The organism is Staphylococcus sp. EG-SA-10 (assembly GCF_017151945.1).
Classification (GTDB): Bacteria; Bacillota; Bacilli; order Staphylococcales; family Staphylococcaceae; genus Staphylococcus; species Staphylococcus aureus.
In genome coordinates this window covers 128,454-154,227 of the sequence record NZ_JACVZJ010000004.1, presented here as the reverse complement: position 1 = coordinate 154,227, position 25,774 = coordinate 128,454, and the positions used below count along the sequence as shown (strand labels likewise).

Below are 25,774 nucleotides of genomic sequence, written 5' to 3'. Positions count from 1 at the left end.
TAAGATTCACGGGGTAGGAAATTGTAGCATTTTATTTAAGAAAACTGTCGATTTCAAATTTAGTACATTTTGTTAAAAATTGCGCCATAGGATTGTAGAGTGAAATAGAAATTGATAAATTATGTAGTAATAGGAATAGGTATACAAAGAAACGTTGCATCATTTTTTAATTCACGCGTCATATTTAGTGTTGTTATTAAAATTAAAAAGCCAGCTATACAGTGCATTTGCTAGTTATCTTGTTAAAATCCAACAAGATTTGCATTTGAATACGCCGTTAACTGACTTTATTATCTTATTATATTTTTTTAACGTTTCTCACTGATGCATAGCAGTGTTCTTTATTTTTAAAATAGACAATTCGCTCTTTTGAATCTATAGATTCAATATTATGGCGATTGACGACAAAGCTATTATGACATCTAAAGAAACGATCATCTAATTGACTCAGTTCTTTTAAATTACCATAAAATTCAATTTGACGGTTATCTAAATGGGCAATGAGTCTGTGAGATTTTGTTGATGATTCAAAAAACATAATATCATCATATTGAACATACACTGAATTACTGCCACGTTTTAATTCAATCGTTTCAACGCTATTATCTTTAGACAACAATTGTAAGCGTGTATGTGCAGTTTCTAAACAGTCTATAATTCGAGTTCTTAATTCAGCTGGATCATCTTTAAAAATAAAATCCATCGCTGCAACTTTGTAGACAAAAGTTAAATAGGTAAGTTCACTGTGACTCGTAACAAATATAATGTTACCAACTGGATCATGCTTACGAATTTCACTGCCTAATTTGATACCATTAATATCAGTTGAAAGTTGAATATCTAAAAAGTAACAGCCTATGTCATTCATATTTTTAGCTTGCTCAAGCACCTCATAAGGATTATCAGTTGCGAGGGCAATTTCCATAGGCTTTTCTTCTATCATTATATAATTTTTAATAATGGTAACCATGTTTTCTCTTTGTTTTGGATCGTCTTCGCAAATGAAAATTTTCATACATTCACATCCTTATGGTTAGTTGTTAATAATTTCAACCTTTTGAATAAAGAAACCATTCTCGATAATTGTATCTAATAAGACATTGTCTGCATTATCAGCAATTTCTTTTAAAGTTGATAGACCTAAACCACGACCTTCACCTTTAGTAGAAAAACTTTCTTGGAACAATTCATGAATACGTGGTATATCATCTGCACATTTATTCATAACAATAAACGTTACTGAATTTTCGCTTTCAATAAATGCAACTCGAATGATAGGATCATCAATTTCAGTTGATGCCTCTATTGCGTTATCAAGAATAATACCAATACTGCGACTTAAATCAATCATATTCAAATTAATGTGAGTTACTTCATCTGGTATTTCAATACTAATCGGTATACTCATTTCTTGTGCACGTAAAATTTTAGCAGTGATTAAGCCTTTAATTTCACGTACTTTAAGATTCTCAATACCATTTAACTTAATAGCGTTCATTTGTAAGTTATCTTTCATTGGCACTATATTTTTATTGAAATAGTCACGTAGACCAGGCATGTCATCTTCTCGAATGTATTCTGAAAGTGTAGTTAAGATATTGACATAATCATGTCGGAACTTACGCATTTCATTATTAATTGCTTCAATCTTTAATGTGTATTCGTAATAGGTCTCAATTTCTTCTTGATTTCTTTTGTATTTCATCTCTTTAAGGAGAAATTGTGAAATAACAAATGTTAATATACTTAAAAATATAGTGATTCCAATAAAAATAAAAGAATACTGCCTTATTACTTTAGCTTCATCCGAGTTTATTTGAGAATAAAAGAAAAACAATGAAAAAGTAAGCAGTAGAATGGTTGAAATAACTATTAAAAAACCTTTGTTTAGTATTAGATATGATGAGCTAATCTTTTTGAGAACTCTATTTATTATATAAGAAAATAGTATACTGATTGTCACATAAACTACAAAGAAGATGGGAAATATTACAAATATACTATCAACGATTTTGACAATATATGTGAATATAACTATATACATGTAATTTGCACAGTATAAAATAATCTGCGAGGTCATTATCAGCAAAATAGAATACCATTTGATTTTGCTGAAATATAATATAATTATGAATATAGTTAGTATTATTAAGGTTACGCTATCGATAAAATTAAATAGAATTAACGATAATGCCGTAATACCCGTGATATACAAATAGTCAGATTTACTGTATTTGATACCACTAATAATTGATGGTACTGTAAACATTAGTATTATTTGAGTTAATACGAATAAAACAAAATTATAACTATTTAATGATTCCACTTACTATCACACTTTCTGTTTATATTATTCGTGTAATTGAGTTAATTCTTTAGGTATTTCAACTTCGTCCATTATGAAATAACATGTACTATAAGAAGCAACGTTACCAATGTTTTTTAAAACACCAGTTATAAAATCAAAAAAGATGTTTAATAATGTATTCATTTTAAGTCCTCCTAACAAAGAAAATAGGTAATAATGTAATAGCTTCTATTATGATGCCTAATTGCATGAATTGAGCAAATGGTTCTTTGATGATAAGTGTGATAATGAAAAAGATTAGACTAACAATAATCGCATAATTTCGTTTCCGCTTAATAAGTCGCACAGGAATAGGCTTCTTTTTAGTTGCTGCAGGAGCATATCTAATTATCATACCTATGGCGATAACTGTCATAATAGTCATAATTAAAAAGTTAATATGATAGTTTACTAATATTAAAGGCAAGAGTGTGAATAAAAAAATACTTTCCACATAACACCAAAATGAAGAAGGTGCATGTGCACCATGTGCATGTCTTCTTATTAAGTAAAATGTTAAATTCGTAATTAACGTAAACAGAAAAATGTTTAAAATATAGGCAATAGTATACATAACAATTAATTTACCTATATTTACAGCTAAGACCTGCATCCCTAAACGTACTTGCAAAAATTGAATATGATCTAAGTTATTTCTCTTTTGAAGATACGTGGCAAACTGGTCAATTTTATTATCAAAATAATTCAATTTTACACCACTCTCCTCACTGTCATTATACGATTTAGTACAATCTTTTATCATTATATTGCCTAACTGTAGGAAATAAATACTTAACTGTTAAATGTAATTTGTATTTAATATTTTAACATAAAAAAATTTACAGTTAAGAATAAAAAACGACTAGTTAAGAAAAAATGGAAAATAAATGCTTTTAGCATGTTTTAATATAACTAGATCACAGAGATGTGATGGAAAATAGTTGATGAGTTGTTTAATTTTAAGAATTTTTTATCTTAATTAAGGAAGGAGTGATTTCAATGGCACAAGATATCATTTCAACAATCAGTGACTTAGTAAAATGGATTATCGACACAGTGAACAAATTCACTAAAAAATAAGATGAATAATTAATTACTTTCATTGTAAATTTGTTATCTTCGTATAGTACTAAAAGTATGAGTTATTAAGCCATCCCAACTTAATAACCATGTAAAATTAGCAAGTGAGTAACATTTGCTAGTAGAGTTAGTTTCCTTGGACTCAGTGCTATGTATTTTTCTTAATTATCATTACAGATAATTATTTCTAGCATGTAAGCTATCGTAAACAACATCGATTTATCATTATTTGATAAATAAAATTTTTTTCATAATTAATAACATCCCCAAAAATAGATTGAAAAAATAACTGTAAAACATTCCCTTAATAATAAGTATGGTCGTGAGCCCCTCCCAAGCTCGCGGCCTTTTTTATTGTAATAAAGAAGGGAAGAGTTAATCCTCATTATGAGATCCACCGTTAAAATTTATGAATAAGTCTAATGTTGGAAAAGGTCAAAAAATAATCAATATAATTAAGAAATCATTCATTTGCTAAGGGTGAAATTGGCTCTTACTGAGTTATCTATTATAAAAAAATAAACATAGACTTATGAAAAATCTCTCATAAATCTATGTTTAGTCATGACATGTGTTAAATATTATTTCGGGCGCTTCTTATTTATACAAATCTAATTTAATACTTTTAAATACAGGTATATTTTCGCGTTGCTGTTCTACTTCATTTAAGTTTAAATCTACAGTCAAAATATCTGCGGATTCATTTAATTCTCCAACTAAATCTCCATTTGGATTTATAACTATCGAATGACCAGCATATTCTGTGTTACCATCGAATCCAGTGCTATTAGTTCCAATGACAAACATATTATTTTCAATTGCACGTGCCTTTAGTAATGAATGCCAATGTTGAAGTCGTGACATAGGCCATTGCGCCACATAAAATGCAATTTTAGCACCACTACGAGCAGGATATCTTAATAATTCTGGAAAACGTAAATCATAACAGATAAGTTGGGTCACATAAGTACCGTCAGACAATTGAAAGGGTTCAGCTACGTTTTCGCCAGCGGTTAAAAATTCATGCTCTCTTAACATAGGAACTAAATGAACTTTGTCGTATTCATTAATCAGCTGGCCACTTTTATTCACACTAAAAGCTGTATTAAATATTTGATTGTTTCTAATGTTAGAAACTGACCCGGCTACGATATCGACTTTATATTTTTCAGCTAAATGTTTAATAAATGAAAAACTTTGTCCTAGATTATTATCTGCTTTTTCATTTAAATGCTCTAAATCATAGCCATTATTCCACATTTCAGGTAAAACGACTACATCTACTTCATCATTCATATTTTTTTCGAACCATTGCGTTATTTGAGTTTCATTTTTAGAACTATCTCCAAAAATAATCGGTAATTGATAAATTTGGACTTTCATAACATCACATCCTTGATAGATCTTATATATAACTTACTAAAAGTTATGTTGAAACGCAAAAAACGAGCCCAGGACATAAAATCAAAGTCCTAGGCTCTACAATGTTATATTGACAGTAGTTGATGGGGCCCCAACATAGAGAAATTGGAACACCAATTTCTACAGACAATGCAAGTTGGGGTGGGCTCTAACGTAAAGAAATACTTTTTCTTTAGAAATTAGTATTTCTTATACATGAGTTTTACTCATGTATTCCTATTCTTAAGTACAAATTAGCAGCGGCTAATGTGTAAGAACTACTACATAATGAATAACTAATGATTCTTTATCATTTCTGTCCCATTCCCCACAATATATTGATTATTTTTTTATTACGAAACGATCTTCCACTGGATTAAATGTTTTTTCGCCAGCAGCTTCACGAATATCACCAAATGGCATTTGAGCAATAAGTTTCCAACTTTTAGGAATATTAAATTCATTTGAAGTTATCTCATCAACAAGTGGATTATAGTGTTGTAATGAAGCACCTATACCTTTAGTAGCTAATGCAGTCCAAATTGCAAATTGATGCATGGCATTTGTTTGAGTTGACCATATTGCAAAATTATCATAGTAGTTTGGCATTTGTTCTTGTAAACCACTTACAACATCTTGATCTTCATAAAACAAAATTGTACCGTATGAATGTTTGAAGTTATCAATTTTTTGTTCAGTTGGCTCGAAATCACGATTCTCTCCCATGACTTCTTTTAAAATTGCTTTTGTGTTATCCCAAAATTTATTATTGTTGTCATTTAATAAGAGAACAATTCTAGTTGATTGAGAATTAAATGATGAAGGAACATGTTTAACTGCATGTGCAATCATTGATTCTAATTCGTCATCGCTAATTGATATTGAATCTTTCAAATTATATATTGAACGTCTTTCTTCCATTGCATTGTCAAAAGTCATTGCTTTTTTATCTTTTTTAAATAAACCCATAATTATTGCTCCTTCTTTAGTAAAGAATACTTAATAGACTAAGTATAAAATTTATACTCGAACTTGTAAAGTAATATTTACGAAAATTTCAAGAATATTAATATTCATTTTCAAATTCCAAATATAAATGCATTTTCAACGCATATTTATTATACTTAGATTAATACTTACATGAAAAAGGGAGGTGTCTCGTGAAATGTCATATCATTGGTTTAAGAAAATGTTACTTTCAACAAGTATTTTAATTTTAAGTAGTAGTAGTTTAGGGCTTGCAACACACACAGTTGAAGCAAAGGATAACTTAAATGGAGAAAAGCCAACTACTAATTTGAATCATAATGTAACTTCACCATCAGTAAATAGTGAAATAAATAATAATGAGACTGGGACACCTCACGAATCAAATCAAACGGGTAATGAAGGAACAAATTCGAATAGTCGTGATGCTAATCCTGATTCGAATAATGTGAAGCCAGACTCAAACAACCAAAACCCAAGTTCAGATTCAAAACCTGACCCAAATAACCCAAACCCAGGTCCGAATCCAAAGCCAGACCCAGATAAACCAAAGCCAAATCCAGATCCAGATCCAAAACCAGACCCAGATAAACCAAAGCCAAATCCGAATCCAAAACCAGACCCTAATAAGCCAAATCCTAACCCGTCACCAGATCCCAATCAACCTGGGGATTCCAATCATTCTGGTGGCTCGAAAAATGGGGGTACATGGAACCCAAATGCTTCAGATGGATCTAATCAAGGTCAATGGCAACCAAATGGAAATCAAGGAAACTCACAAAATCCTACTGGTAATGATTTTGTATCCCAACGATTTTTAGCCTTGGCGAATGGGGCTTACAAGTATAATCCGTATATTTTAAATCAAATTAATCAATTGGGTAAAGAATTTGGTGAGGTAACTGATGAAGATATCTACAATATCATCCGCAAACAAAACTTCAGCGGAAATGCTTATTTAAATGGATTACAACAGCAATCGAATTACTTTAGATTCCAATATTTCAACCCATTGAAATCAGAAAGGTACTATCGTAATTTAGATGAACAAGTACTCGCATTAATTACTGGTGAAATTGGATCAATGCCAGATTTGAAAAAGCCCGAAGATAAGCCGGATTCAAAACAACGCTCATTTGAACCGCATGAAAAAGACGATTTTACAGTAGTTAAAAAACAAGAAGATAATAAGAAAAGTGCGTCAACTGCATATAGTAAAAGTTGGCTAGCAATTGTATGTTCTATGATGGTGGTATTTTCAATCATGCTATTCTTATTTGTAAAGCGAAATAAAAAGAAAAATAAAAACGAATCACAGCGACGATAATCCGTGTGTGATTCGTTTTTTATATTATGGAATAAAAATGTGATATATAAAATTCGCTTGTTCCGTGGCTTTTTTCAAAGCTTCAGGATTAAGTAATTGGAATATAACGACAAATCCATTTTGTAACATATGAATAATAATTGGAACAGCAAGTCGTTTCGTCCATACATATGCTAATGAAAAAATGACGCCCATACCAAAGTAAATAGGAATAAATTTATAGTCATTATGCGCTAATGCAAAGATTAATGAGCTTACAGTCGTTGCAATAGCAAATGCGACGATACGGTTACCTTTAATTGCATTAAATAATTCGCCAAAGATTACTTTTCTAAATACATATTCTTCTAATAGAGGACCAACGATTGATACGAAAAAGATAAACAATGGAATCTTTCGTGCAATAACGATTAAACGCTCAGTATTTGGACTTGTTTGTTGTGTGCCAAAAATTTGAGTATATACAATACTAACTACCATTTGATAAATCATTACCAGTGCAAATCCAAGCAATGCCCATGGAATGATATATTTTTTAGGTTCTTTAACTTCTAATTCTAATTTTGTTGGATTTTTAATTTTTAAATTAATTAAAATAATCGTCGTGGCGGCGATTAAAAATAGAACAAGTTGTATGTAAATGACTGCTTTAGTCAGTTCTATGCCACTATATTGTACAAATGGTAATTTTGTTACAATGAGAAGCGGTAAAAATTGAGACAATATATAAATAATAACAGTTAGCAACGATGCCCATAGTCTTGTCATAATTTTCCTCCAAATATTTGTTTATAATTTATTTTATCGTAAATAACTTGAAGTTACAAAACTTAATTGAAAGGTTATGACTTGAAATTTTGACCAAATTTGATTATTATGAATGTATGTTAGCACTCTATAATGTTAAGTGCTAAACTTTAGGTTTTTTAAGGAGGAACAATCATGCTAAAACCAATTGGAAATCGTGTGATTATTGAGAAAAAAGAACAAGAACAAACAACTAAAAGTGGTATTGTTTTAACTGATAGTGCTAAAGAAAAATCAAACGAAGGCGTTATCGTTGCAGTAGGAACAGGACGCCTATTAAATGATGGTACAAGAGTGACTCCTGAAGTGAAAGAAGGGGACCGTGTCGTGTTCCAACAATATGCTGGTACAGAAGTTAAACGAGATAATGAGACTTATTTAGTTTTAAATGAAGAAGATATTTTAGCGGTAATTGAATAATATAGAATATAATTCATAGATAGATTGTAAAGAACGAAAATGAAATATGACTAAACAAATGGAGGTTTATCATTTATGGTTAAACAATTGAAATTCTCTGAAGATGCACGTCAAGCAATGTTACGTGGTGTAGACCAATTAGCAAATGCAGTTAAAGTAACTATTGGTCCTAAAGGACGTAATGTTGTATTAGATAAAGAGTTTACAGCACCTTTAATTACGAACGATGGTGTAACGATTGCTAAAGAAATAGAATTAGAAGATCCATATGAAAATATGGGGGCTAAACTAGTTCAAGAAGTCGCAAATAAGACAAATGAAATTGCTGGTGACGGTACGACAACTGCAACAGTGTTAGCTCAAGCAATGATTCAAGAAGGCTTGAAAAATGTTACAAGTGGTGCGAACCCAGTCGGTTTACGACAAGGTATCGATAAAGCAGTTAAAGTTGCTGTTGAAGCGTTACATGAAAATTCTCAAAAAGTTGAAAATAAAAATGAAATTGCGCAAGTAGGTGCGATTTCTGCAGCAGATGAAGAAATTGGGCGTTATATTTCTGAAGCTATGGAAAAAGTTGGCAATGATGGTGTAATTACAATTGAAGAATCAAATGGCTTGAACACTGAACTTGAAGTGGTTGAAGGTATGCAATTTGATCGTGGTTATCAATCACCGTATATGGTTACTGATTCAGATAAAATGGTTGCTGAATTAGAACGCCCATACATTTTAGTGACAGATAAGAAAATCTCATCATTCCAAGATATCTTACCTTTACTAGAACAAGTGGTTCAATCTAATCGTCCAATCTTAATTGTAGCTGATGAAGTTGAAGGCGATGCATTAACAAATATCGTGCTTAACCGTATGCGTGGCACATTTACAGCTGTTGCAGTAAAAGCACCTGGTTTTGGTGATCGTAGAAAAGCGATGCTTGAAGATTTAGCTATTTTAACTGGTGCGCAAGTGATTACTGATGATTTAGGCTTAGATTTAAAAGATGCATCAATAGATATGTTAGGTACTGCAAGTAAAGTAGAAGTAACTAAAGATAATACAACTGTTGTTGATGGTGACGGTGACGAAAACAGCATTGATGCACGTGTAAGCCAATTGAAATCTCAAATTGAAGAAACTGAATCTGACTTTGATCGTGAAAAATTACAAGAGCGCTTAGCTAAATTAGCAGGTGGTGTTGCAGTTATCAAGGTAGGTGCAGCAAGTGAAACAGAACTTAAAGAACGTAAATTACGTATTGAAGATGCATTAAATTCTACACGTGCAGCAGTTGAAGAAGGTATTGTTGCAGGTGGTGGTACTGCACTAGTAAATGTTTACCAAAAAGTAAGTGAAATTAAAGCTGAAGGCGACATTGAAACAGGTGTGAATATTGTACTTAAAGCATTAACTGCACCAGTTCGCCAAATTGCTGAAAATGCAGGATTAGAAGGTTCTGTTATTGTAGAACGTTTGAAAAACGCAGAGCCGGGTGTTGGTTTTAACGCTGCTACAAACGAGTGGGTTAATATGTTAGAAGCAGGTATCGTTGATCCAACTAAAGTAACACGCTCAGCATTACAACATGCAGCAAGTGTTGCAGCAATGTTCTTAACTACTGAAGCGGTTGTAGCATCAATTCCAGAAAAAAATAATGACCAACCTAACATGGGTGGCATGCCAGGAATGATGTAAAACAGTTTCTAGTTTTGACTAACTAGAACATTCCATGATAGACGAGTATGATTCGTTCCAAATAAATATTAGAGCGTATGAAAATATTTTAATTTAAGACGCCTTCCATTAGTTGACTAAACTTATGAGAGGCGTCTTTATTATGTGCTGATGTGTTATTGAGATTCATAATGGGGGGCTTTTTCAATGTTAAAATTATATAGATTATATAGAGAAGTTTAGTATAAACTTTGAGTATATAAGGAGTTTCTTCTAGTATGTTGTAATGTAATTAGATTTCCGGTAATCAATTAGGCTTTGCAGAGGACTCACTTGCGTATTGTAGTAAGAAGCTGTCTGCATTTTGAAAACACCCACACTAGTTACAGTATGGGTGTTTTTATGCTAAGAAACAAATTGGTTTAAGTGTAAAATCATATACACTAAAAAAATTTATTGAATCTATTGTTGAAAAGATGCTTTCATGATACATTGTAAACAAGAAGACAACATATACAATGTATACTTGGTTGTCAAATGAAGTAAAATAAGGAAGTGAGTAGTATGGCTACAATAAGTATTACTACAGATTATAAATTCACAAAAAAATCAGCGCAAAAACTAATAGATGCAATGGAGATTAACGAAAATAAAAGTAATGTGAACAAAACAAACATAAAAGCGACTAAAATAAAATCAACTTGTGAGATTGAAAATCTATTGAAGGACTATCGAAGTAATTGACTGTAAAAGTAATATCACTTTCAGAATTGTTAACAGGTGATAAGCAAGAGGTTAAGCGAAAGATACCTTCAGTTTTAAATATACTAAATTCATTTGAGACAATATCAATTTCAGGAAGTGAATCAGCGCACGATGTTGATTTATTTTTGAAAAATAAGTCTATAGCATTTGATAGGCAAAACCTGTCTAGAACTCATTTAGTTTTTTCACAATTCAAAAGCAAACAAATACTAGTTGGCTATTTTACAATTAGCAATAAACCCTTAGTTTTTACAAAACGTATGTTAGATAAAATATCAAACACGTTAAAGAAGAAGTTATATCAAAAGGGTGAAACTCACAGTGGAAATGACAATTTAATCATACAAGGATACTTAATTGCTCAAATAGGAAAAAATTATTCTGAAGAAGCATTGGCTACAAAATCCATAAATGGAAACGATTTGTTAACTTTAGCATATGAGAAAGTTTTAGAAGGTGCGAACATATTTGGCGGTTCATATATTTGGATAGAGTATGAAGATGTAGATAGATTAAGAGAATTTTATAGAAAATTTGGATTTACAGAAATCAAAGATCATACAAGTGAAAATAATTTGAAGATGGCTATTCTTAAAATATAAAGCACAAAACCACACCCACCTATTGATTTAGGAGTGTGGTTATTTTTATGGAAGAATTTATAAAATAAAGATCAAAGACATTTGAATATTTATCAACTGCTCTTATATCAACACCCATGTGTCTAGCTATTTCACTTTTGCTTATTTTCATGTTTAAGTTCATCATAACAATTATTAATTTTTGTAAATATGAAAGAGTAGTAACTTCAAAATCCGTATTTATGACTGAAGATAATTTTATTGTTGTTCACAGCAATAAAATTATCTCTAGAATTTTAGAAAATGTACATGTTTAAACAATCAAAAGTATACATTATTAAATTATCATTTCCATTCATCTTTTCAACAATTGAGGTTAACGTAGTAAAAAATAAGTTTTAAATATTTAAATCATTGTATAGTTTAGTTTTGAGTAGATTTTTTTAAAGGTGTACTTGTGCATTTTACTTAATTAAAGACATAAGACATTTAATCGGCCTAAAATAAATAAAAAAACTACCTGTTTAGGTAGTTTTTTAAATGTAATAGATTAAAACACTAGTTCATTTCTTGTTAAAGATGAATAGTTATTTTATAGATAAATTTGTCCTTTAGTGTAGCGGTAATTTTTAGGACTTTTTGGTGGTATAAATGTTCTTAATAAAGTTAATAGTCCTACTTTACCGCAAAGCATAACGAATATAATAATTATTTTAGTAATACCATGATATTCTGTGGTAAGGTTCATACTTAACCCGACTGTTCCAAATGCAGAAACCACTTCGAATAATAACTTGATTAATGATATGTTCGGATTAATTATCGATAATATAAAAGTAATGATACTGATAAATAGAAATGAGATATTAATGGTAACAATAGATAGTTTTATATGTTTGTCAGATATTTCTTTATTGAATACTGAAACATTATTTTCTTTACGTATATAATTTAGAACAAATATAAACGCTACTGCAAAAGTAGTTATTTTAATTCCTCCAGATGCACTGAGAGGGGCACCACCTATAAACATAAGTAGCATTAACATTAAGGCGGTAGATTTGTTAATGCTTGCTATATCTATACTGTTAAAACCCGCTGTTCGTGTTGTTACTGATTGGAAAAAAGAATTTCCGATTTTTTCAACTAGTCCCATATTTTGCATAGTATTAAACTGTTCTAATAAAAAGAATGTAATAGCTCCTATAATTATTAGGATACTAGTTGTAGTTAAGACTAATTTAGAATGTAAAGATAATTTACTCAATTTTTTACAATTAATAAAGTCTATTACGACAAAATGTCCAATACCTCCAAATATTATGAGTATTGAGATTGTAATAATGACAATTGGATCACTAGAATAATCTATTAAGTTATTCTTAAAAAGGGCAAATCCAGCATTATTAAAAGCTGATACTGATGTGAATAAGCTTAAAAATAAACCTTTGCCTATACCAAATTTTGGTATAAAAGATAAACACAAACAAATCATACCAATTAATTCAGTGACTAAACTATAAATAGCCAAGTGTTTAATTAGCTTAATAACACCACCAGGTTCGTCAATATTCCATGTAACCATAATCAAGAACCTATTTTTCATTGATATCTTTCTATTTAAAAATACTAGTGTCAATAGGGTTACGGTCACGATACCCAGACCACCTATTTGAATTAATAATAGTATTACTATTTCACCAAGTATATTAAACTGTGATCCTATATCAACTGGGGATAGGCCAGTAACTGTAAATGCACTTGAAGCTATAAATAGGGCATCTAAAAAAGATATTGGCTTTTTACCAGTGAAAGGTAAATATAATAAAAGAGCACCTATGATAGTTGTAGAGAAGAATAGCATTAAATAAAAATATAAAGGTTTGTGGACTTTGTTCATTTTAATTGCATACTCCTTTATATTATAAATTAATAATTAGATAATATCATAAATGAAAATAGAAATGTTACTGATGTGTATTACTTTTCAATTCAAGTCAGGGGCCCCAACACAGGGAATTTCGAAAAGAAATTCAACAGACAATGCAAGTTGGGGTGGGGCCTCAACAAAGAGAAATTGGATTCCCAATTTCAACAGACAATGCAATATATGTATGACAAATCAACGCTATAGTTTCAGTTTTGTATTTTTTATTCTATTAAATAATAATTAATAATATTGCATCACATATTATTTGTACCAACAAAATATTCATAAGATATTTGAGAAGACTTTTCAAATTTAAACTCATATGACATAATAAAATTTTCAAATAAGCCCAATTATAGATTATTATATTAATTGATTCTTAAAGTATTAGAAAATCCAGTTTATTAAAAAACTGAAAATTGCTAATTTTCAATTGATTGAAGATTTATTTTGTTTTATAATGAAATAAATATAAAAAAGGGGTGAATCTGTTTATCATTGGTAATATTTTTAACATAAAATTTGGTAAAAAAAGGATATAAAAATGTATAAAACTTTATTTTTTGACAAAATTGCTGAATTAAAAGAAAAAGGAAGCTATAGAATATTTACTGAGATTAACAGGATTGCAAACAAATATCCATTAGCCAAAGGGGAAGATGGTAAAGAGGTTGTTGTGTTTTGTAGTAACGATTATTTAGGTATGTCTCAAAATCAAGAAGTAATAAATGTAATGAGTGATGCTTTAAAAGAATATGGTGCAGGGGCAGGTGGTTCAAGGAATATTGGTGGAAGCCATAAATATTTTAAACTATTAGAAAATGAGATAGCAAAATGGCATAAAAAGGACTCAGCTTTAGTTTTTCCAACAGGATACTCTTCAAATGATGCGGCTTTGCAAGGTTTATTAAGAATATTCCCAGAAATGATTGTATTTTCTGATTCTAAAAATCATGCGTCTATAATAAATGCTTTGCGAAGTGTTAAAAATAAGATTGAAATTTTTGAACATAATAATGTTAAACATTTAAATGAATTACTGAATCAATATGATATTAATATACCAAAGTTAATAGTATTTGAGTCTGTATATTCAATGGATGGAGACATTGCACCAATAGTAGAGATAGTCGAATTAGCAAAAGAATATAATTCTTTAACTTTTTTAGATGAAGTACATGCAATTGGCATGTATGGTGAAGAAGGAAGAGGATACTCTGATGTTGTTGGTGTTCAGGAAGATATAGACATCATACAATCTACAATGGCAAAAGGAATCGGAATAATAGGAGGATATATAACCGGAGATCAATTACTCATAGATGTAATCAGATCATATTCTTCAGGTTTTATATTTACTACTGCATTACCTCCGGTTATTGCTGCGGGTTGTTTAACTAGTATAAAAATAGTCAGAAGTAATGATAAATTAAGAGAAGAATTGCAAGATAAAACGAAATACTTAAAAGAAAAATTCAAAGAAAATGGTATTGAAGTTTTGAAACAAAGTAAGACACATATACTCCCAGTTATAATTGGAGATTCAAAAAAATGTGAGGAAGCAGCAAAGTTACTTCTAGATAAATTTAATATTTATGTTCAAGCAATTAATTCACCTACTGTAGAAATTGGTACTGAAAGATTTAGAATTAATGTAACGCCAAATCACACAAAAGAACAAATGGATTTATTGGTTTCTTCAATTGTTTATGTTTTTGATTTTTTGAACATTAGGAGAAGTGTGTAATTATGAATTATTTAATGTACCTGTTTTGCATGTTTATATGGGGATTAAACTTTATAGCGGTAAAGATACAAGGAGATAGTTTGCCTTTAGAAGTTGCTTTATTGTATAGATCTTTAATTGCTTTTTCGCTATTCGGTGTAATGTTCATATTTATTTTTAAAAAACTGAAATTAAATAATACAAATTGGTTTACGATAATTGGTTTTGGACTATGTAACTTTACTATAAGTTATTTGCTTCTTTATTACGGTACTTTCTATAGTTCAGCTGCTATAGTTACATTGATTTTTTCAATGAAAGCCATATTAACACCTATATTTATTAGTATGGTATTCAAGAGGAAAATTTCTAACAGAATATATATAGGGGGAGGACTAGGAGTTGTAAGTGTAGTTGTAATCTTATATCCTGATTTAAACAGCTTAACAAATGAATTTATAATTGGTGTAGCATTTGCTCTTTTAGGTACAATTATAACGTCAATTGGTGATGTTTTATCTTTATATAACAGTGAAAGTAAAGTTCATCCTGTTTTGTCAAATACAATTGGTATGTTATCAGCAGTGATATTTTTACTTATTTATACTAGTTTCAAAGGATATAGGTATTCATTTCCATTAGAATTAAATTTTTGGTTTGGTTTATTATATTTATCTATTCTAGCTTCATTTTTAGCCTGGTTTTTCTATCTGAAATTAATTAATAATATTGGAGCAGCTGAAAGTGGTTACATGGTTGCTATGTTTCCTGCAATTGGTGGTATAGCAAGTGTTATTATGGGAGAAACTCATTTAAGTATAAATTTAGTAGTCGGGATTATATTAGCATGTATGGGTGCATATTTAGCATTATATAAACCAAAACCTAGTTAATAACATAACTATATTTGTGGATTTATAGGCTATGTGAATCAAATAGTTCAATTATTAGGTGAAAATTTACTATATAAGAAGTTGTGTATATTTAAATTTAATAAAAAATTAAACCTTTAAATGACTAACAGAATATGATGGCATGGTAGGAATAATATAATCTCATTTTCTAGTTTTTATTAACTAAAAAGTTAGGTTTTGGACGATTATGATTCATAACACGAAAATATTAGAATACACGAAAATATATTTTATTATGAGACGTTTTCCATTAGTCGACTAAACTATTGGAAGGCGTCTTTCTTTATGACCATTAGTCTATATATGTATGACAAATCACCACCATAATTTCAGTTTTACATCACTTAATCAATGAAAATGTGCTTGTTGATATTTGGATATTTACATTCAAACAATATTCATCGCTATTTCTATCAACTTAAAATTCGCAATAAAAAACTGCCAGCACGCGAATAGGGCAGCTGACAGCATCGTTCTTATTTTTCTTTTAAATATTGAATGGAAGCCTCTTTAAAAATATCAATATATTTCAGATACATATCTTTTTCAATATATTCATCGATTTGATGTGCCATTAATGGATTACCTGGTCCAAAAATGGCTAAATCAACATTGTCCTTATTATCACCTAAGAAACTAGAGGCATCTGTTGCACCTACAAGCGCCGAAACAAATATATCGTCTTTGTTTACATAACTAGAAGCTACATCTTTAATCGTAGTAATTAATTTGCTATTTTTATCGCTTGTTACAGGTCGGTGATTGCTTGGAATATCGAGTGAAAGCTTATTGCTATTCACATTATTAATGATATTTTGGAAAAACGATTCTATAAAGTCGTTATCATACTCAGGAACTGGTCTTACGTTAAATTCAAGTGAAGCTTCATCTGGTACAGAGTTAAATTGTTTGCCGCCATTTATAATCGAACATACAGCTGTAAGACCAGATGCATAATTTGCATCCTCTTCAGAAATTTCTTTTCCTATCAATGATTTGAACATGGGTGCAACATCTAATTCATGTTTAGTATCATGTTTTTTAAGCTCTGAATATTTTTCTTTAAATTGATTATAAAATTCAAGCAGTGTATCAATTGCATTGTCACCAATAAATGGAACTGAGCTATGGACAGCTTTACCAGTTGCAGTTACTTTACATGACATAGACCCTTTATGTGCATAATAAATTCCAGATCCAGTTGGTTCAGCAATAATTAAGCCATCTACATCGTCTAAATAGCCTTTATCAGCCAATAATTTGGCACCTTCTTGTTCTTTCTCTTCGCCAGCAGTAGCTAGTAATCTTATCGTTCCTTGAGGTAATTGATTTTGTTCTTTTAATTCAATGAGTGTGATGACCAAAGCCATCAGACCGCCTTTCATATCCGTTGTGCCTCGACCATATAATTTGCCATCTTTTTCTGTGAGTTGAAAAGGGGGATAAGTCCAATTATCTTGATTTCCTGCATCAACAACATCCATATGACCACTCAATGCGAGTATAGGTGAGCCGTTACCGATTTCTGCAACGATATTGGCGCGGTGTTCATTAACTTTCAAAATTTCAGATTTAATATCGTACTTGTCGAATAAATCTTTTAAATAATTACAAACGTCTATTTCATTATTATTTTCAGTTTGTAGTTCAACAATATCTGCTAGTAATTGAATTTTTTCTTTTTCACTAAAAGTTGTCATTAAGCTCACACCTTTTCAAAGTAGTATATATATTTATATAAACATAATTTTCATTCTTAAACATAATTTAAAATGCAGAAAGTAGTGTGTTATTTGATTTCGTTCTATGAAATTAACTGTCTAGTATCAACGATCTTATTAACACTGATATCGGGTATGCTTAATTTTATAGTAAATTGTATGAGAAAGATGCAGGATATTATTTATCTAATAATTATATATAAATTTCAAATCGATGGTTATTAACTACTAAATAAAAATATTTGCTAAATTAATGACTTTGTACACACATTATTTTTAAAGAGGATAAAGTATTTAATAATATTAACAAAATCATTTAATAAATAGTTAAATATATATTCTCTATTTTTGTGATATTATTCACATGTCGATACATATCAACAAATATCAATCATACGAAAGAAGGTTATAACAATGAAAAATAAAAAACGTGTTTTAATAGCGTCATCATTATCATGTGCAATTTTATTGTTATCAGCAGCAACGACTCAAGCAAATTCAGCTCATAAAGACTCGCAAGACCAAAATAAGAAAGAACATGTTGATAAGTCTCAACAAAAAGACAAACGTAATGTTACTAATAAAGATAAAAATTCAACAGTACCTGATGATATTGGGAAAAACGGTAAAATCACAAAACGAACTGAAACAGTATATGATGAGAAAACAAATATACTCCAAAATTTACAATTCGACTTTATCGATGATCCAACTTATGACAAGAATGTATTACTTGTTAAAAAACAAGGCTCAATTCATTCAAATTTAAAGTTTGAATCTCATAAAGAAGAAAAAAATTCAAATTGGTTAAAGTATCCAAGTGAGTACCATGTAGATTTTCAAGTAAAAAGAAATCCTAAAACTGAAATACTAGATCAATTGCCGAAAAATAAAATTTCAACTGCGAAAGTAGACAGTACATTTTTATATAGCTCAGGTGGTAAATTCGATTCAACGAAAGGTATTGGACGAACTTCATCAAATAGCTACTCCAAAACGATTAGTTATAATCAGCAAAATTATGACACAATTGCCAGCGGTAAAAATAATAACTGGCATGTACACTGGTCAGTTATTGCGAATGACTTGAAGTATGGTGGAGAAGTGAAAAATAGAAATGATGAATTATTATTCTATAGAAATACGAGAATTGCTACTGTAGAAAACCCTGAACTAAGCTTTGCTTCAAAATATAGATACCCAGCATTAGTAAGAAGTGGCTTTAATCCAGAATTTTTAACTTATTTATCTAATGAAAAGTCAAATGAGAAAACGCAATTTGAAGTAACATACACACGAAATCAAGATATTTTGAAAAACAGACCTGGAATACATTATGCACCTCCAATTTTAGAAAAAAATAAAGATGGTCAAAGATTAATTGTCACTTATGAAGTTGATTGGAAAAATAAAACAGTTAAAGTCGTTGATAAATATTCTGATGACAATAAACCTTATAAAGAAGGATAATATTGAAAGGGCGGATTACTAATGATTAAACAATTATACAAAAACATCACAATTTGTAGTTTAGCAATATCTACTGCATTAACTGTATTTCCGGCAACTTCTTATGCAAAAATTAATTCTGAAATTAAAGCTGTTTCTGAGAAGAATCTTGATGGTGATACTAAAATGTATACACGTACAGCTACAACAAGTGATAGTCAAAAAAATATTACTCAAAGCTTACAATTTAATTTCTTAACTGAACCTAATTATGATAAAGAAACAGTATTTATTAAAGCAAAAGGTACTATTGGTAGTGGTTTGAGAATTTTAGAACCAAATGGTTATTGGAATAGTACATTAAGATGGCCTGGATCTTATTCAGTTTCAATTCAAAATGTTGATGACAATAACAATACAAATGTGACTGACTTTGCACCAAAAAATCAGGATGAATCAAGAGAAGTTAAATATACGTATGGTTATAAAACAGGTGGAGATTTTTCGATTAATCGTGGAGGCTTAACTGGAAATATTACAAAAGAGAGTAATTATTCAGAGACGATTAGTTATCAACAACCATCATATCGTACATTACTTGATCAATCTACGTCACATAAAGGTGTAGGTTGGAAAGTTGAAGCACATTTGATAAATAATATGGGACATGACCATACGAGACAATTAACTAATGATAGTGATAATAGAACTAAAAGTGAAATCTTTTCTTTAACACGAAATGGAAATTTATGGGCGAAAGATAATTTCACACCTAAAGACAAAATGCCTGTAACTGTGTCTGAAGGTTTTAATCCAGAATTTTTAGCTGTTATGTCACATGATAAAAAAGACAAAGGTAAATCACAATTTGTTGTTCATTATAAAAGATCAATGGATGAGTTTAAAATAGATTGGAATCGCCATGGTTTCTGGGGCTATTGGTCTGGTGAAAACCATGTAGATAAAAAAGAAGAAAAATTATCAGCATTATATGAAGTTGATTGGAAGACACATGATGTGAAGTTTGTAAAAGTACTTAATGATAATGAAAAGAAATAAGTAATAAAAGTTGCCTGCTACATAGAATGTAGTAGGTAACTTTTATTTATATTTGAGTAGATAGATTTATTATGATGTGCAGTGTATGAATCATATTTAAGTGCAGACGAAGTATCTATATTAATGAAGAAATATTGGAGTGGGACAGAAATGATAAAGAGCCACTAACGATTTATTATGTAGTGGTTCTTACACATTAGCCACAGCTAATATGTACTTAAAAATAGGAATACATGAGTAAAACTCATGCATAAGAAATACTAATTTCTAAAGAAAAAATATTTCTTTATGTTGGGGCCACCCCAACTTTCATTGTCTGTAGAAATTGGTGTTCCAATTTCTTTTCGGATTTCTTTTCGAAGTTCTCTGTGTTGGGACCACGCAGTCAACTAATACCATAACATTATAGAGCCTAGAACTTGATTTATGTCCTAGACTCAGTCAATTCAAATTTTAACAATATAACTCGCTTCGACTTTTTAGAACGAAGCGAGTTATTAGTTAGTTGAGCACTATTTACTATAGGCTTTGATTGGGTAATGATCTGAAAAATCATTGTAAACGTAGTAATATGGGAACGCATATACATCCCATGGCTTAGGTTTTTCAGTCACAACTTCATTGACTAATTGTTTTGGTTGTTTATGATCTTTATCTGTAAATATATAGTCTAAATGTTCTGGTTTACCATTAGGGTAATTATATTTCGCAATTGAATTTGATTGAGGGTCCCATGTACTATTATGACCTGCATATAGAACATCATTTACATTCAAGTTTTTAAGCATATCTTTGAACTCTGGAGTACCTTTATTTACATTAAGATCGCCACCTATATATACCGTTTCATTTTTAGAGATATTTTTCTTTTTAACAAAGTCACTGATTTCTTTCATTTGTTCAGCTCTAATTTTTCGATCATGTCCAGCACCACAACGTGAATCTTCAGATTGTGTATGTGTACCGATAACGTGAACGTTCTTACCATTTTTCTCTATTTTTGTATAAACAAAGCCTTTGTTGCTATCATTATCGAATCCACAACCGCTTTTGAAAACATGCTGGATTTTCTCTTTAATAGGATATTTACTTACAATCGCTACGCCACCATCTTCTGCAACAGTTGATGAGTAGCTACCTTCAGTTTTGTCCCACCCTGATTGAGAACGGCCGAGTACAGGTGTTTGATAAGGATATTCTTTTTTTACATTACTTAATAATTTATCTGATGCGCCATTATCAAATGCTTCATTGAATATTACGACATCATTATTTTTAATATAAGAAGATTGTCCGATTAAATCAGCGCGTTTATATTGCCCCCAGTTTGGATACATAGAAACCTTGTAACAACAGTATTTATTGGGTTTGGAGTCCCTAATGGGTCCCTAAATTACATACTTTCTAAAATTTTAGTTGTTTTTTTGTCCTCTTCATTAAATTTTTCTTCTAACAAATGAGAATACACGGATGTAGTTATTGCTATATTTTTATGACCTAATCTTTTAGAAATGTAATGTATAGATACACCTTTTGCTAGTAAATAAGAACAATGAGTGTGTCTTAATGCGTGCGATGTAATAATTGGTATATTATTGACTCTACAGGCTGATTTCAAAGCATTATTGATAGCCTGAAGGTTAATTATAAATCCGGCTTCTTTGAAAATGTAACCATCATAGCTAATTGCAAATGTACTTATGACGTCCATAATGTGTTTCATATCAGATTTAGCGATACTGATATATCTAGGGGAAGTATCGGTTTTTCGCTCGTCAATAAATATAGTGTTTTTCACTTGGTTGATATGCTCAATCTTTATATTTCTTGCACCACTGACACGACAACCCGTACAAATCATTATGAATAGCGCTAATGATGAACGAGTTCTCTTCTTTCTGACGTGATCTTTTAGTATTTCATATTCAGTTACCGAGATGAATTTTTCTTGTTCTGACTTCGTAGGTTTTCCGGCTTTATAATTAACTTTATAAGCGGGGTTTTTAAAAATAAGTCCATCATATAATGCGTCATCTAAAGCTGACCGAATAGCACCGTTTGTTTTTCTTATAGTTTCTTTTGCGTGTTCTTTTGAATAGTCGTTTATGAATTTCTGATAAACTTGTCTATTTATCTTTGATAACTCCATTTTACCTATTTTATGTTTTTGTATATGTTGTAATGCATTTCTATAATGACGGTAGGTATTTTCTTTAACAACAGGTTGTTTATATGTTTTAATCCAATTTTCGAAGTATTCTGCAAGAGTTATATAGTTATCTATATTAAAACCACTTCTTAACTCATTTAACTTGTCTAGTCCAGCAGAATTAGCTTCACGCTTTGTTCTAAAACCTTTCTTACGGTATCTTTTTCCTTCATGCTTAAATTCATATTGCCATTTTTTACCATCGTAACAACGTGTTTTCATGCGTTCCCTCCTCAAAATTGGCAAAAAATAATAAGGGTAGGCGGGCTACCCAAAATTTAGTACTAGGTACTAAATATGTTATAATAAAATAAAAAGTAGGTGATAAGATGACTCAATTTCTAGGGGCGCTTCTTCTTACAGGAGTTTTAGGTTACATACCATATAAATATCTAACAATGATAGGTTTAGTTAGTGAAAAAAACAAGATTATCAATACTCCTGTATTATTGATTTTTTCTATTGAAACATGTTTGATATGGTTTTATACTTTTATAATTTTTAATAATGTTGATTTAAAAAATTTGAGTTTACTTCAGTTGCTTACAGGTCTAAAAGCAAATATTTGGTTTCTAATTATTTTTGTTTTAACAGTGCTTGTATTTAATCCTTTAATTGTTAAATTCATTATCTGGTTAATTAATGAAACAAGAAAGTTTATGAATTTGGATTGTATAAGCTTATTAGACAAAAGAGACAAGTTGTTTAATAACAACGGTAAACCAGTATTTATAGTTATTAAAGACTTTGAAAACAGAATCATAGAAGAGGGTGAACTTAAAACCTATAATTCAGCTGGTAGCGATTTCGATTTACTAGAGGTTGAGCGACAAGATTTCAAAGTATCTGATTTACCGTCAAACGATGAATTGTATATTAAACATACACTTGTAGACCTTAAACAACAAATTAAATTGGATTTATATTTAATGAATGAATATTAATCTTTTTTCTTAGCTTTTTCTGATAAAGTGCTTTTTAAGTTTTCGCTGGCACCCGGCTTTTCAAAACTTTTGTTTATTGGGTTACTACGAGTAGCTTCTTGTTTTTTGTTTTTATCCGCCATAAAATTCTCACCACCATTCAACGTCTACACTTGTAGGCGTTTTTTGATTAGTAAAATCATAATGAATCTTCTTTGGTTAACTTATCGCCATCTATTTTTTGTGAAATAAATTCCAAGTATTTACGCGCATTATGTGACGATAAATCTTTAGGTAACTCATAAGTGAATGGTTGATTACCACTAGTTAAAACTTCATATACTATAGTTTCTTTTTTTATTTTGCAATTTTTTATTTTCATTATAAACTTCCTTTCAAACACTGCTGAAATAGACGTCTTTTTCAAATAAGCATGATTAATACTTCAATTCTTTAATCCACATATATTTAAAAGTGAGGTAGTAGGTAATAAATATAAGACTTAAAGTTAAGATTGCTTTTTTCATGTCAATTTCTCCTTTGTTTATATTTATATTAAAGCGCCACATAGGCGCTATTAATCAAAAATACGATAGTTATAAATAACTTTGCCTATCACTTCGATTTCATCAATAGAATCTAAATCGTAAGAATTAGTTTTAAATTCATCTGAATAGCTTACTGGGTCTAAATGTAGTTTTGTTTCAGTACGTCTCACACGCTTAACTGTATATTCACCACCTAGACGTAATACAAGGATGTCATTGCTGTTAAGTTTATGATCACAAGACTTTCTATAATCATGGACAATTATATAAGAACCGTTAGCGAGTATTTTATTCATGCTATCTCCGTTTATTTTTAGTGCTATACATTCGCTAGGTTTACGACCGTTAAAAGCAAGTGGTGGAACTTTTAATTTTTCATTATCAATTGCAACTTCTTCGAAATTTCCAGCAGAAACTTTACCGAAATATGGAACCTCGATTTCGCTATCAAATTCTGGCAAAACAATTTCCTCAATTTCTCCTAATAGGTAACCTTTAGAAACATTGAACAAACTTGAAATTTTTTCGACCATACCCATTCTAGGTTCAGTTCTTCCGCTTTCCCACATTCTTATAGTACCTTCGGAAACATCTAATTTTCTAGCCATCTCAACTTTAGACAATCTATTGTTCAATCTGATTTCTTTTATGGAATTTTTGAAAGCCATTTTGTTTTCCTTCCTTATATATAATGTTTTTACACTTTCATTATACTATGAAAAATCGTAATTGCAACCCTTAAAATACGATTTACAAAAATAAAAATACGTAAATCTCTAAAATGATTACGAAAAATACTTGCAATCGCATTTTAATTACGATATACTTTAGTCAGAACTTAACAAGGAGGCAAAAAAATGAACTACATCAAACATAGTTTGAAATTAGATGAATGGCGAAAACGAAAAGGTTACACACAGTCATCTTTCGCTGAAAAACTCGGGATTTCGCCGTCTACTTATAACATTTGGGAAAACAATCCAGAAATGATTAAACCTAGAGACGCCTTTAGAATTGCTAAAACATTAGATATCTCTATTGATGAGATTATTTTTTTTAAAGATGAATCGTATTTTAAATACGTTTTAGTCGAAGAAAAACAAACATCTTAAAAGGAGGAACGAACAATGCAAGCATTACAAAGATTTCAAAATTCGCAATTTGGAGATTTAGAAATTTTAACCATTGAAGGTAAGCAGTGGTTTCCGGCGACGGAAGTCGCTATGACTTTAGGATATTCAAACCCTAGAGATGCAATAAGCAGACACGTAAAACGACGTGGGGTCGTGAATCACGACGTCATCGATTCACTTGGAAGAAAACAAAACAAAAAGTTCATAGATGAAGGTAACTTATACAGATTAATCTCACGTTCGAAATTACCACAAGCAGAACAATTTGAAGAATGGGTGTTTGATGAAGTTTTACCAGCCATTCGCAAACACGGTATCTACGCAACAGACAATGTAATTGAACAAACATTAAAAGATCCAGACTACATTATTACAGTATTGACTGAGTATAAGAAAGAAAAAGAGCAAAACTTACTTTTACAACAAGAAATCGGAGAGCTAAAACCCAAAGCAGATTATGTTGATGAAATCTTAAAATCAACTGGCACATTAGCTACAACTCAAATCGCGGCAGACTACGGTATATCAGCACAAAAGTTAAACAAACTACTACACGAAGCTAGATTACAAAGAAAAGTAAATAAACAGTGGGTACTTTACTCAGAACACATGGGCAAGAGTTACACAGAATCAGACACTATAGCAATTGTACGCTCTGACGGTAGAGAAGACACAGTTTTACAAACTAGATGGACACAAAAAGGCAGATTGAAAATACATGAAATCATGACTGAATTCGGTTATGAAGCTAACGTAACTGCTTAACAGGAGGGCGC

The 25,774-nt window shown here is 30.4% G+C and carries 27 protein-coding genes and 1 pseudogene; 13 read left to right on the top strand and 15 right to left on the bottom strand.

Translation table 11 applies throughout. The features are described 5' to 3' along the window. Positions 1–119 precede the first annotated feature (119 nt). The 5 genes from IDG45_RS05495 to IDG45_RS05475 form a co-directional block, all read right to left on the bottom strand. A complete protein-coding gene (locus IDG45_RS05495) occupies positions 120–227 on the bottom strand; it encodes a hypothetical protein (RefSeq protein ID WP_031927410.1) in 108 nt (35 codons plus the stop codon). 71 nt (positions 228–298) lie between these two features. After that, complete coding sequence (gene agrA / locus IDG45_RS05490; protein ID WP_000688492.1) at positions 299–1,015, bottom strand: quorum-sensing response regulator AgrA; 717 nt, start codon at positions 1,013–1,015, stop codon at positions 299–301. Positions 1,016–1,033: 18 nt separating this feature from the next. Continuing rightward, positions 1,034–2,326 (bottom strand): quorum-sensing sensor histidine kinase AgrC, encoded by a 1,293-nt coding sequence (gene agrC / locus IDG45_RS05485; RefSeq protein WP_001807128.1) that lies wholly within the window; start codon positions 2,324–2,326, stop codon positions 1,034–1,036. Between the two features lie 24 nt (positions 2,327–2,350). Continuing rightward, the gene (gene agrD / locus IDG45_RS05480; protein ID WP_001094303.1) at positions 2,351–2,491 is read right to left on the bottom strand and encodes a cyclic lactone autoinducer peptide AIP-IV precursor; all 141 of its coding nucleotides are present in this window, start codon (positions 2,489–2,491) and stop codon (positions 2,351–2,353) included. 1 nt (position 2,492) lies between these two features. Beyond that, entirely contained in the window at positions 2,493–3,056 is a 564-nt protein-coding gene (locus IDG45_RS05475) for an accessory gene regulator AgrB (RefSeq protein ID WP_001105716.1), read from the bottom strand. A gap of 290 nt (positions 3,057–3,346) precedes the next feature. Here IDG45_RS05475 and hld point away from each other — a divergent pair, with 290 nt between their 5' ends. Continuing rightward, a complete protein-coding gene (gene hld / locus IDG45_RS05470; protein ID WP_000046023.1) occupies positions 3,347–3,427 on the top strand; it encodes a delta-hemolysin in 81 nt (26 codons plus the stop codon). A gap of 597 nt (positions 3,428–4,024) precedes the next feature. Here the strand turns inward: hld and IDG45_RS05465 are convergent. Together IDG45_RS05465 and IDG45_RS05460 are read right to left on the bottom strand one after the other, a co-directional pair. Next, positions 4,025–4,810: a carbon-nitrogen family hydrolase gene (locus IDG45_RS05465; RefSeq protein ID WP_000867953.1), complete on the bottom strand. Its 786-nt coding sequence runs from the start codon at positions 4,808–4,810 to the stop codon at positions 4,025–4,027. Between the two features lie 360 nt (positions 4,811–5,170). Continuing rightward, the gene (locus IDG45_RS05460; protein WP_000522380.1) at positions 5,171–5,797 is read right to left on the bottom strand and encodes a nitroreductase family protein; all 627 of its coding nucleotides are present in this window, start codon (positions 5,795–5,797) and stop codon (positions 5,171–5,173) included. A gap of 196 nt (positions 5,798–5,993) precedes the next feature. On the opposite strand from IDG45_RS05460, the gene IDG45_RS05455 reads away from it, so the two are divergent. Beyond that, the gene (locus IDG45_RS05455) at positions 5,994–7,142 is read left to right on the top strand and encodes an SdrH family protein (protein ID WP_000120321.1); all 1,149 of its coding nucleotides are present in this window, start codon (positions 5,994–5,996) and stop codon (positions 7,140–7,142) included. A gap of 24 nt (positions 7,143–7,166) precedes the next feature. On the opposite strand, the gene mroQ is transcribed toward IDG45_RS05455, so the two are convergent. Continuing rightward, a complete protein-coding gene (gene mroQ, locus IDG45_RS05450; protein WP_000197641.1) occupies positions 7,167–7,910 on the bottom strand; it encodes a CPBP family intramembrane glutamic endopeptidase MroQ in 744 nt (247 codons plus the stop codon). Positions 7,911–8,084: 174 nt separating this feature from the next. Here mroQ and groES point away from each other — a divergent pair, with 174 nt between their 5' ends. The 4 genes from groES (at position 8,085) to IDG45_RS05430 (ending at position 11,407) form a co-directional block, all read left to right on the top strand. Then, a complete protein-coding gene (gene groES, locus IDG45_RS05445; RefSeq protein WP_000917289.1) occupies positions 8,085–8,369 on the top strand; it encodes a co-chaperone GroES in 285 nt (94 codons plus the stop codon). A gap of 75 nt (positions 8,370–8,444) precedes the next feature. After that, a complete protein-coding gene (gene groL / locus IDG45_RS05440; protein ID WP_000240648.1) occupies positions 8,445–10,061 on the top strand; it encodes a chaperonin GroEL in 1,617 nt (538 codons plus the stop codon). A gap of 543 nt (positions 10,062–10,604) precedes the next feature. Next, positions 10,605–10,784 (top strand): hypothetical protein, encoded by a 180-nt coding sequence (locus tag IDG45_RS05435; protein WP_000201394.1) that lies wholly within the window; start codon positions 10,605–10,607, stop codon positions 10,782–10,784. Beyond that, positions 10,781–11,407, top strand: coding sequence for a hypothetical protein (locus tag IDG45_RS05430; RefSeq protein WP_000216892.1), 627 nt, complete (start codon positions 10,781–10,783; stop codon positions 11,405–11,407). Before IDG45_RS05435 ends, IDG45_RS05430 begins: the two co-directional genes overlap by 4 nt. A 571-nt stretch (positions 11,408–11,978) precedes the next feature. On the opposite strand, the gene IDG45_RS05425 is transcribed toward IDG45_RS05430, so the two are convergent. Beyond that, positions 11,979–13,286: a TrkH family potassium uptake protein gene (locus IDG45_RS05425; RefSeq protein WP_001045081.1), complete on the bottom strand. Its 1,308-nt coding sequence runs from the start codon at positions 13,284–13,286 to the stop codon at positions 11,979–11,981. A 574-nt stretch (positions 13,287–13,860) separates the two neighbouring features. On the opposite strand from IDG45_RS05425, the gene hemA reads away from it, so the two are divergent. Both hemA and IDG45_RS05415 read left to right on the top strand, forming a co-directional pair. Then, positions 13,861–15,063 carry a 5-aminolevulinate synthase gene (hemA, locus tag IDG45_RS05420; RefSeq protein WP_031927406.1) on the top strand — a complete coding sequence of 401 codons (1,203 nt, stop codon included), beginning with the start codon at positions 13,861–13,863 and terminating at the stop codon, positions 15,061–15,063. Positions 15,064–15,065: 2 nt separating this feature from the next. Then, positions 15,066–15,935 (top strand): DMT family transporter, encoded by an 870-nt coding sequence (locus IDG45_RS05415; protein ID WP_001108473.1) that lies wholly within the window; start codon positions 15,066–15,068, stop codon positions 15,933–15,935. Positions 15,936–16,432: 497 nt separating this feature from the next. Here the strand turns inward: IDG45_RS05415 and IDG45_RS05410 are convergent, their stop codons facing one another. Further along, complete coding sequence (locus IDG45_RS05410; RefSeq protein ID WP_000206632.1) at positions 16,433–17,656, bottom strand: ArgE/DapE family deacylase; 1,224 nt, start codon at positions 17,654–17,656, stop codon at positions 16,433–16,435. A gap of 435 nt (positions 17,657–18,091) precedes the next feature. Here IDG45_RS05410 and lukH point away from each other — a divergent pair, with 435 nt between their 5' ends. Together lukH and lukG are read left to right on the top strand one after the other, a co-directional pair. After that, a complete protein-coding gene (gene lukH / locus IDG45_RS05405) occupies positions 18,092–19,147 on the top strand; it encodes a bi-component leukocidin LukGH subunit H (protein ID WP_168784201.1) in 1,056 nt (351 codons plus the stop codon). A gap of 21 nt (positions 19,148–19,168) precedes the next feature. Beyond that, positions 19,169–20,185 carry a bi-component leukocidin LukGH subunit G gene (lukG, locus tag IDG45_RS05400; protein ID WP_000595397.1) on the top strand — a complete coding sequence of 339 codons (1,017 nt, stop codon included), beginning with the start codon at positions 19,169–19,171 and terminating at the stop codon, positions 20,183–20,185. Between the two features lie 512 nt (positions 20,186–20,697). Here the strand turns inward: lukG and sph are convergent. Together sph and IDG45_RS05390 are read right to left on the bottom strand one after the other, a co-directional pair. Continuing rightward, a pseudogene (sph, locus tag IDG45_RS05395) lies at positions 20,698–21,522 on the bottom strand (sphingomyelin phosphodiesterase); the annotation flags it as partial. Positions 21,523–21,578: 56 nt separating this feature from the next. After that, positions 21,579–22,616, bottom strand: coding sequence for a tyrosine-type recombinase/integrase (locus IDG45_RS05390; RefSeq protein WP_000857174.1), 1,038 nt, complete (start codon positions 22,614–22,616; stop codon positions 21,579–21,581). A gap of 107 nt (positions 22,617–22,723) precedes the next feature. Between IDG45_RS05390 and IDG45_RS05385 the strand changes: the two genes are divergently transcribed. Continuing rightward, positions 22,724–23,338, top strand: a complete 615-nt coding sequence (locus tag IDG45_RS05385; RefSeq protein WP_000191459.1) for a hypothetical protein — start codon at positions 22,724–22,726, stop codon at positions 23,336–23,338. On the opposite strand, the gene IDG45_RS05380 is transcribed toward IDG45_RS05385, so the two are convergent. From IDG45_RS05380 to IDG45_RS05370, 3 genes are all read right to left on the bottom strand, one after another. Then, positions 23,335–23,481: a hypothetical protein gene (locus IDG45_RS05380; RefSeq protein WP_001013104.1), complete on the bottom strand. Its 147-nt coding sequence runs from the start codon at positions 23,479–23,481 to the stop codon at positions 23,335–23,337. The two genes, IDG45_RS05385 and IDG45_RS05380, sit on opposite strands and share 4 nt — an antisense overlap. Before the next feature lie 35 nt (positions 23,482–23,516). Continuing rightward, complete coding sequence (locus tag IDG45_RS05375) at positions 23,517–23,699, bottom strand: hypothetical protein (protein ID WP_000694770.1); 183 nt, start codon at positions 23,697–23,699, stop codon at positions 23,517–23,519. Between the two features lie 195 nt (positions 23,700–23,894). Next, positions 23,895–24,533, bottom strand: a complete 639-nt coding sequence (locus tag IDG45_RS05370; RefSeq protein WP_000874712.1) for an XRE family transcriptional regulator — start codon at positions 24,531–24,533, stop codon at positions 23,895–23,897. A gap of 189 nt (positions 24,534–24,722) precedes the next feature. Between IDG45_RS05370 and IDG45_RS05365 the strand changes: the two genes are divergently transcribed. Further along, positions 24,723–24,977 carry a helix-turn-helix domain-containing protein gene (locus tag IDG45_RS05365; protein ID WP_001106624.1) on the top strand — a complete coding sequence of 85 codons (255 nt, stop codon included), beginning with the start codon at positions 24,723–24,725 and terminating at the stop codon, positions 24,975–24,977. A gap of 15 nt (positions 24,978–24,992) precedes the next feature. Beyond that, on the top strand, positions 24,993–25,763 hold the full coding sequence (locus IDG45_RS05360; RefSeq protein WP_001148551.1) for a phage antirepressor: 771 nt from the start codon (positions 24,993–24,995) through the stop codon (positions 25,761–25,763). Positions 25,764–25,774 lie beyond the last annotated feature (11 nt).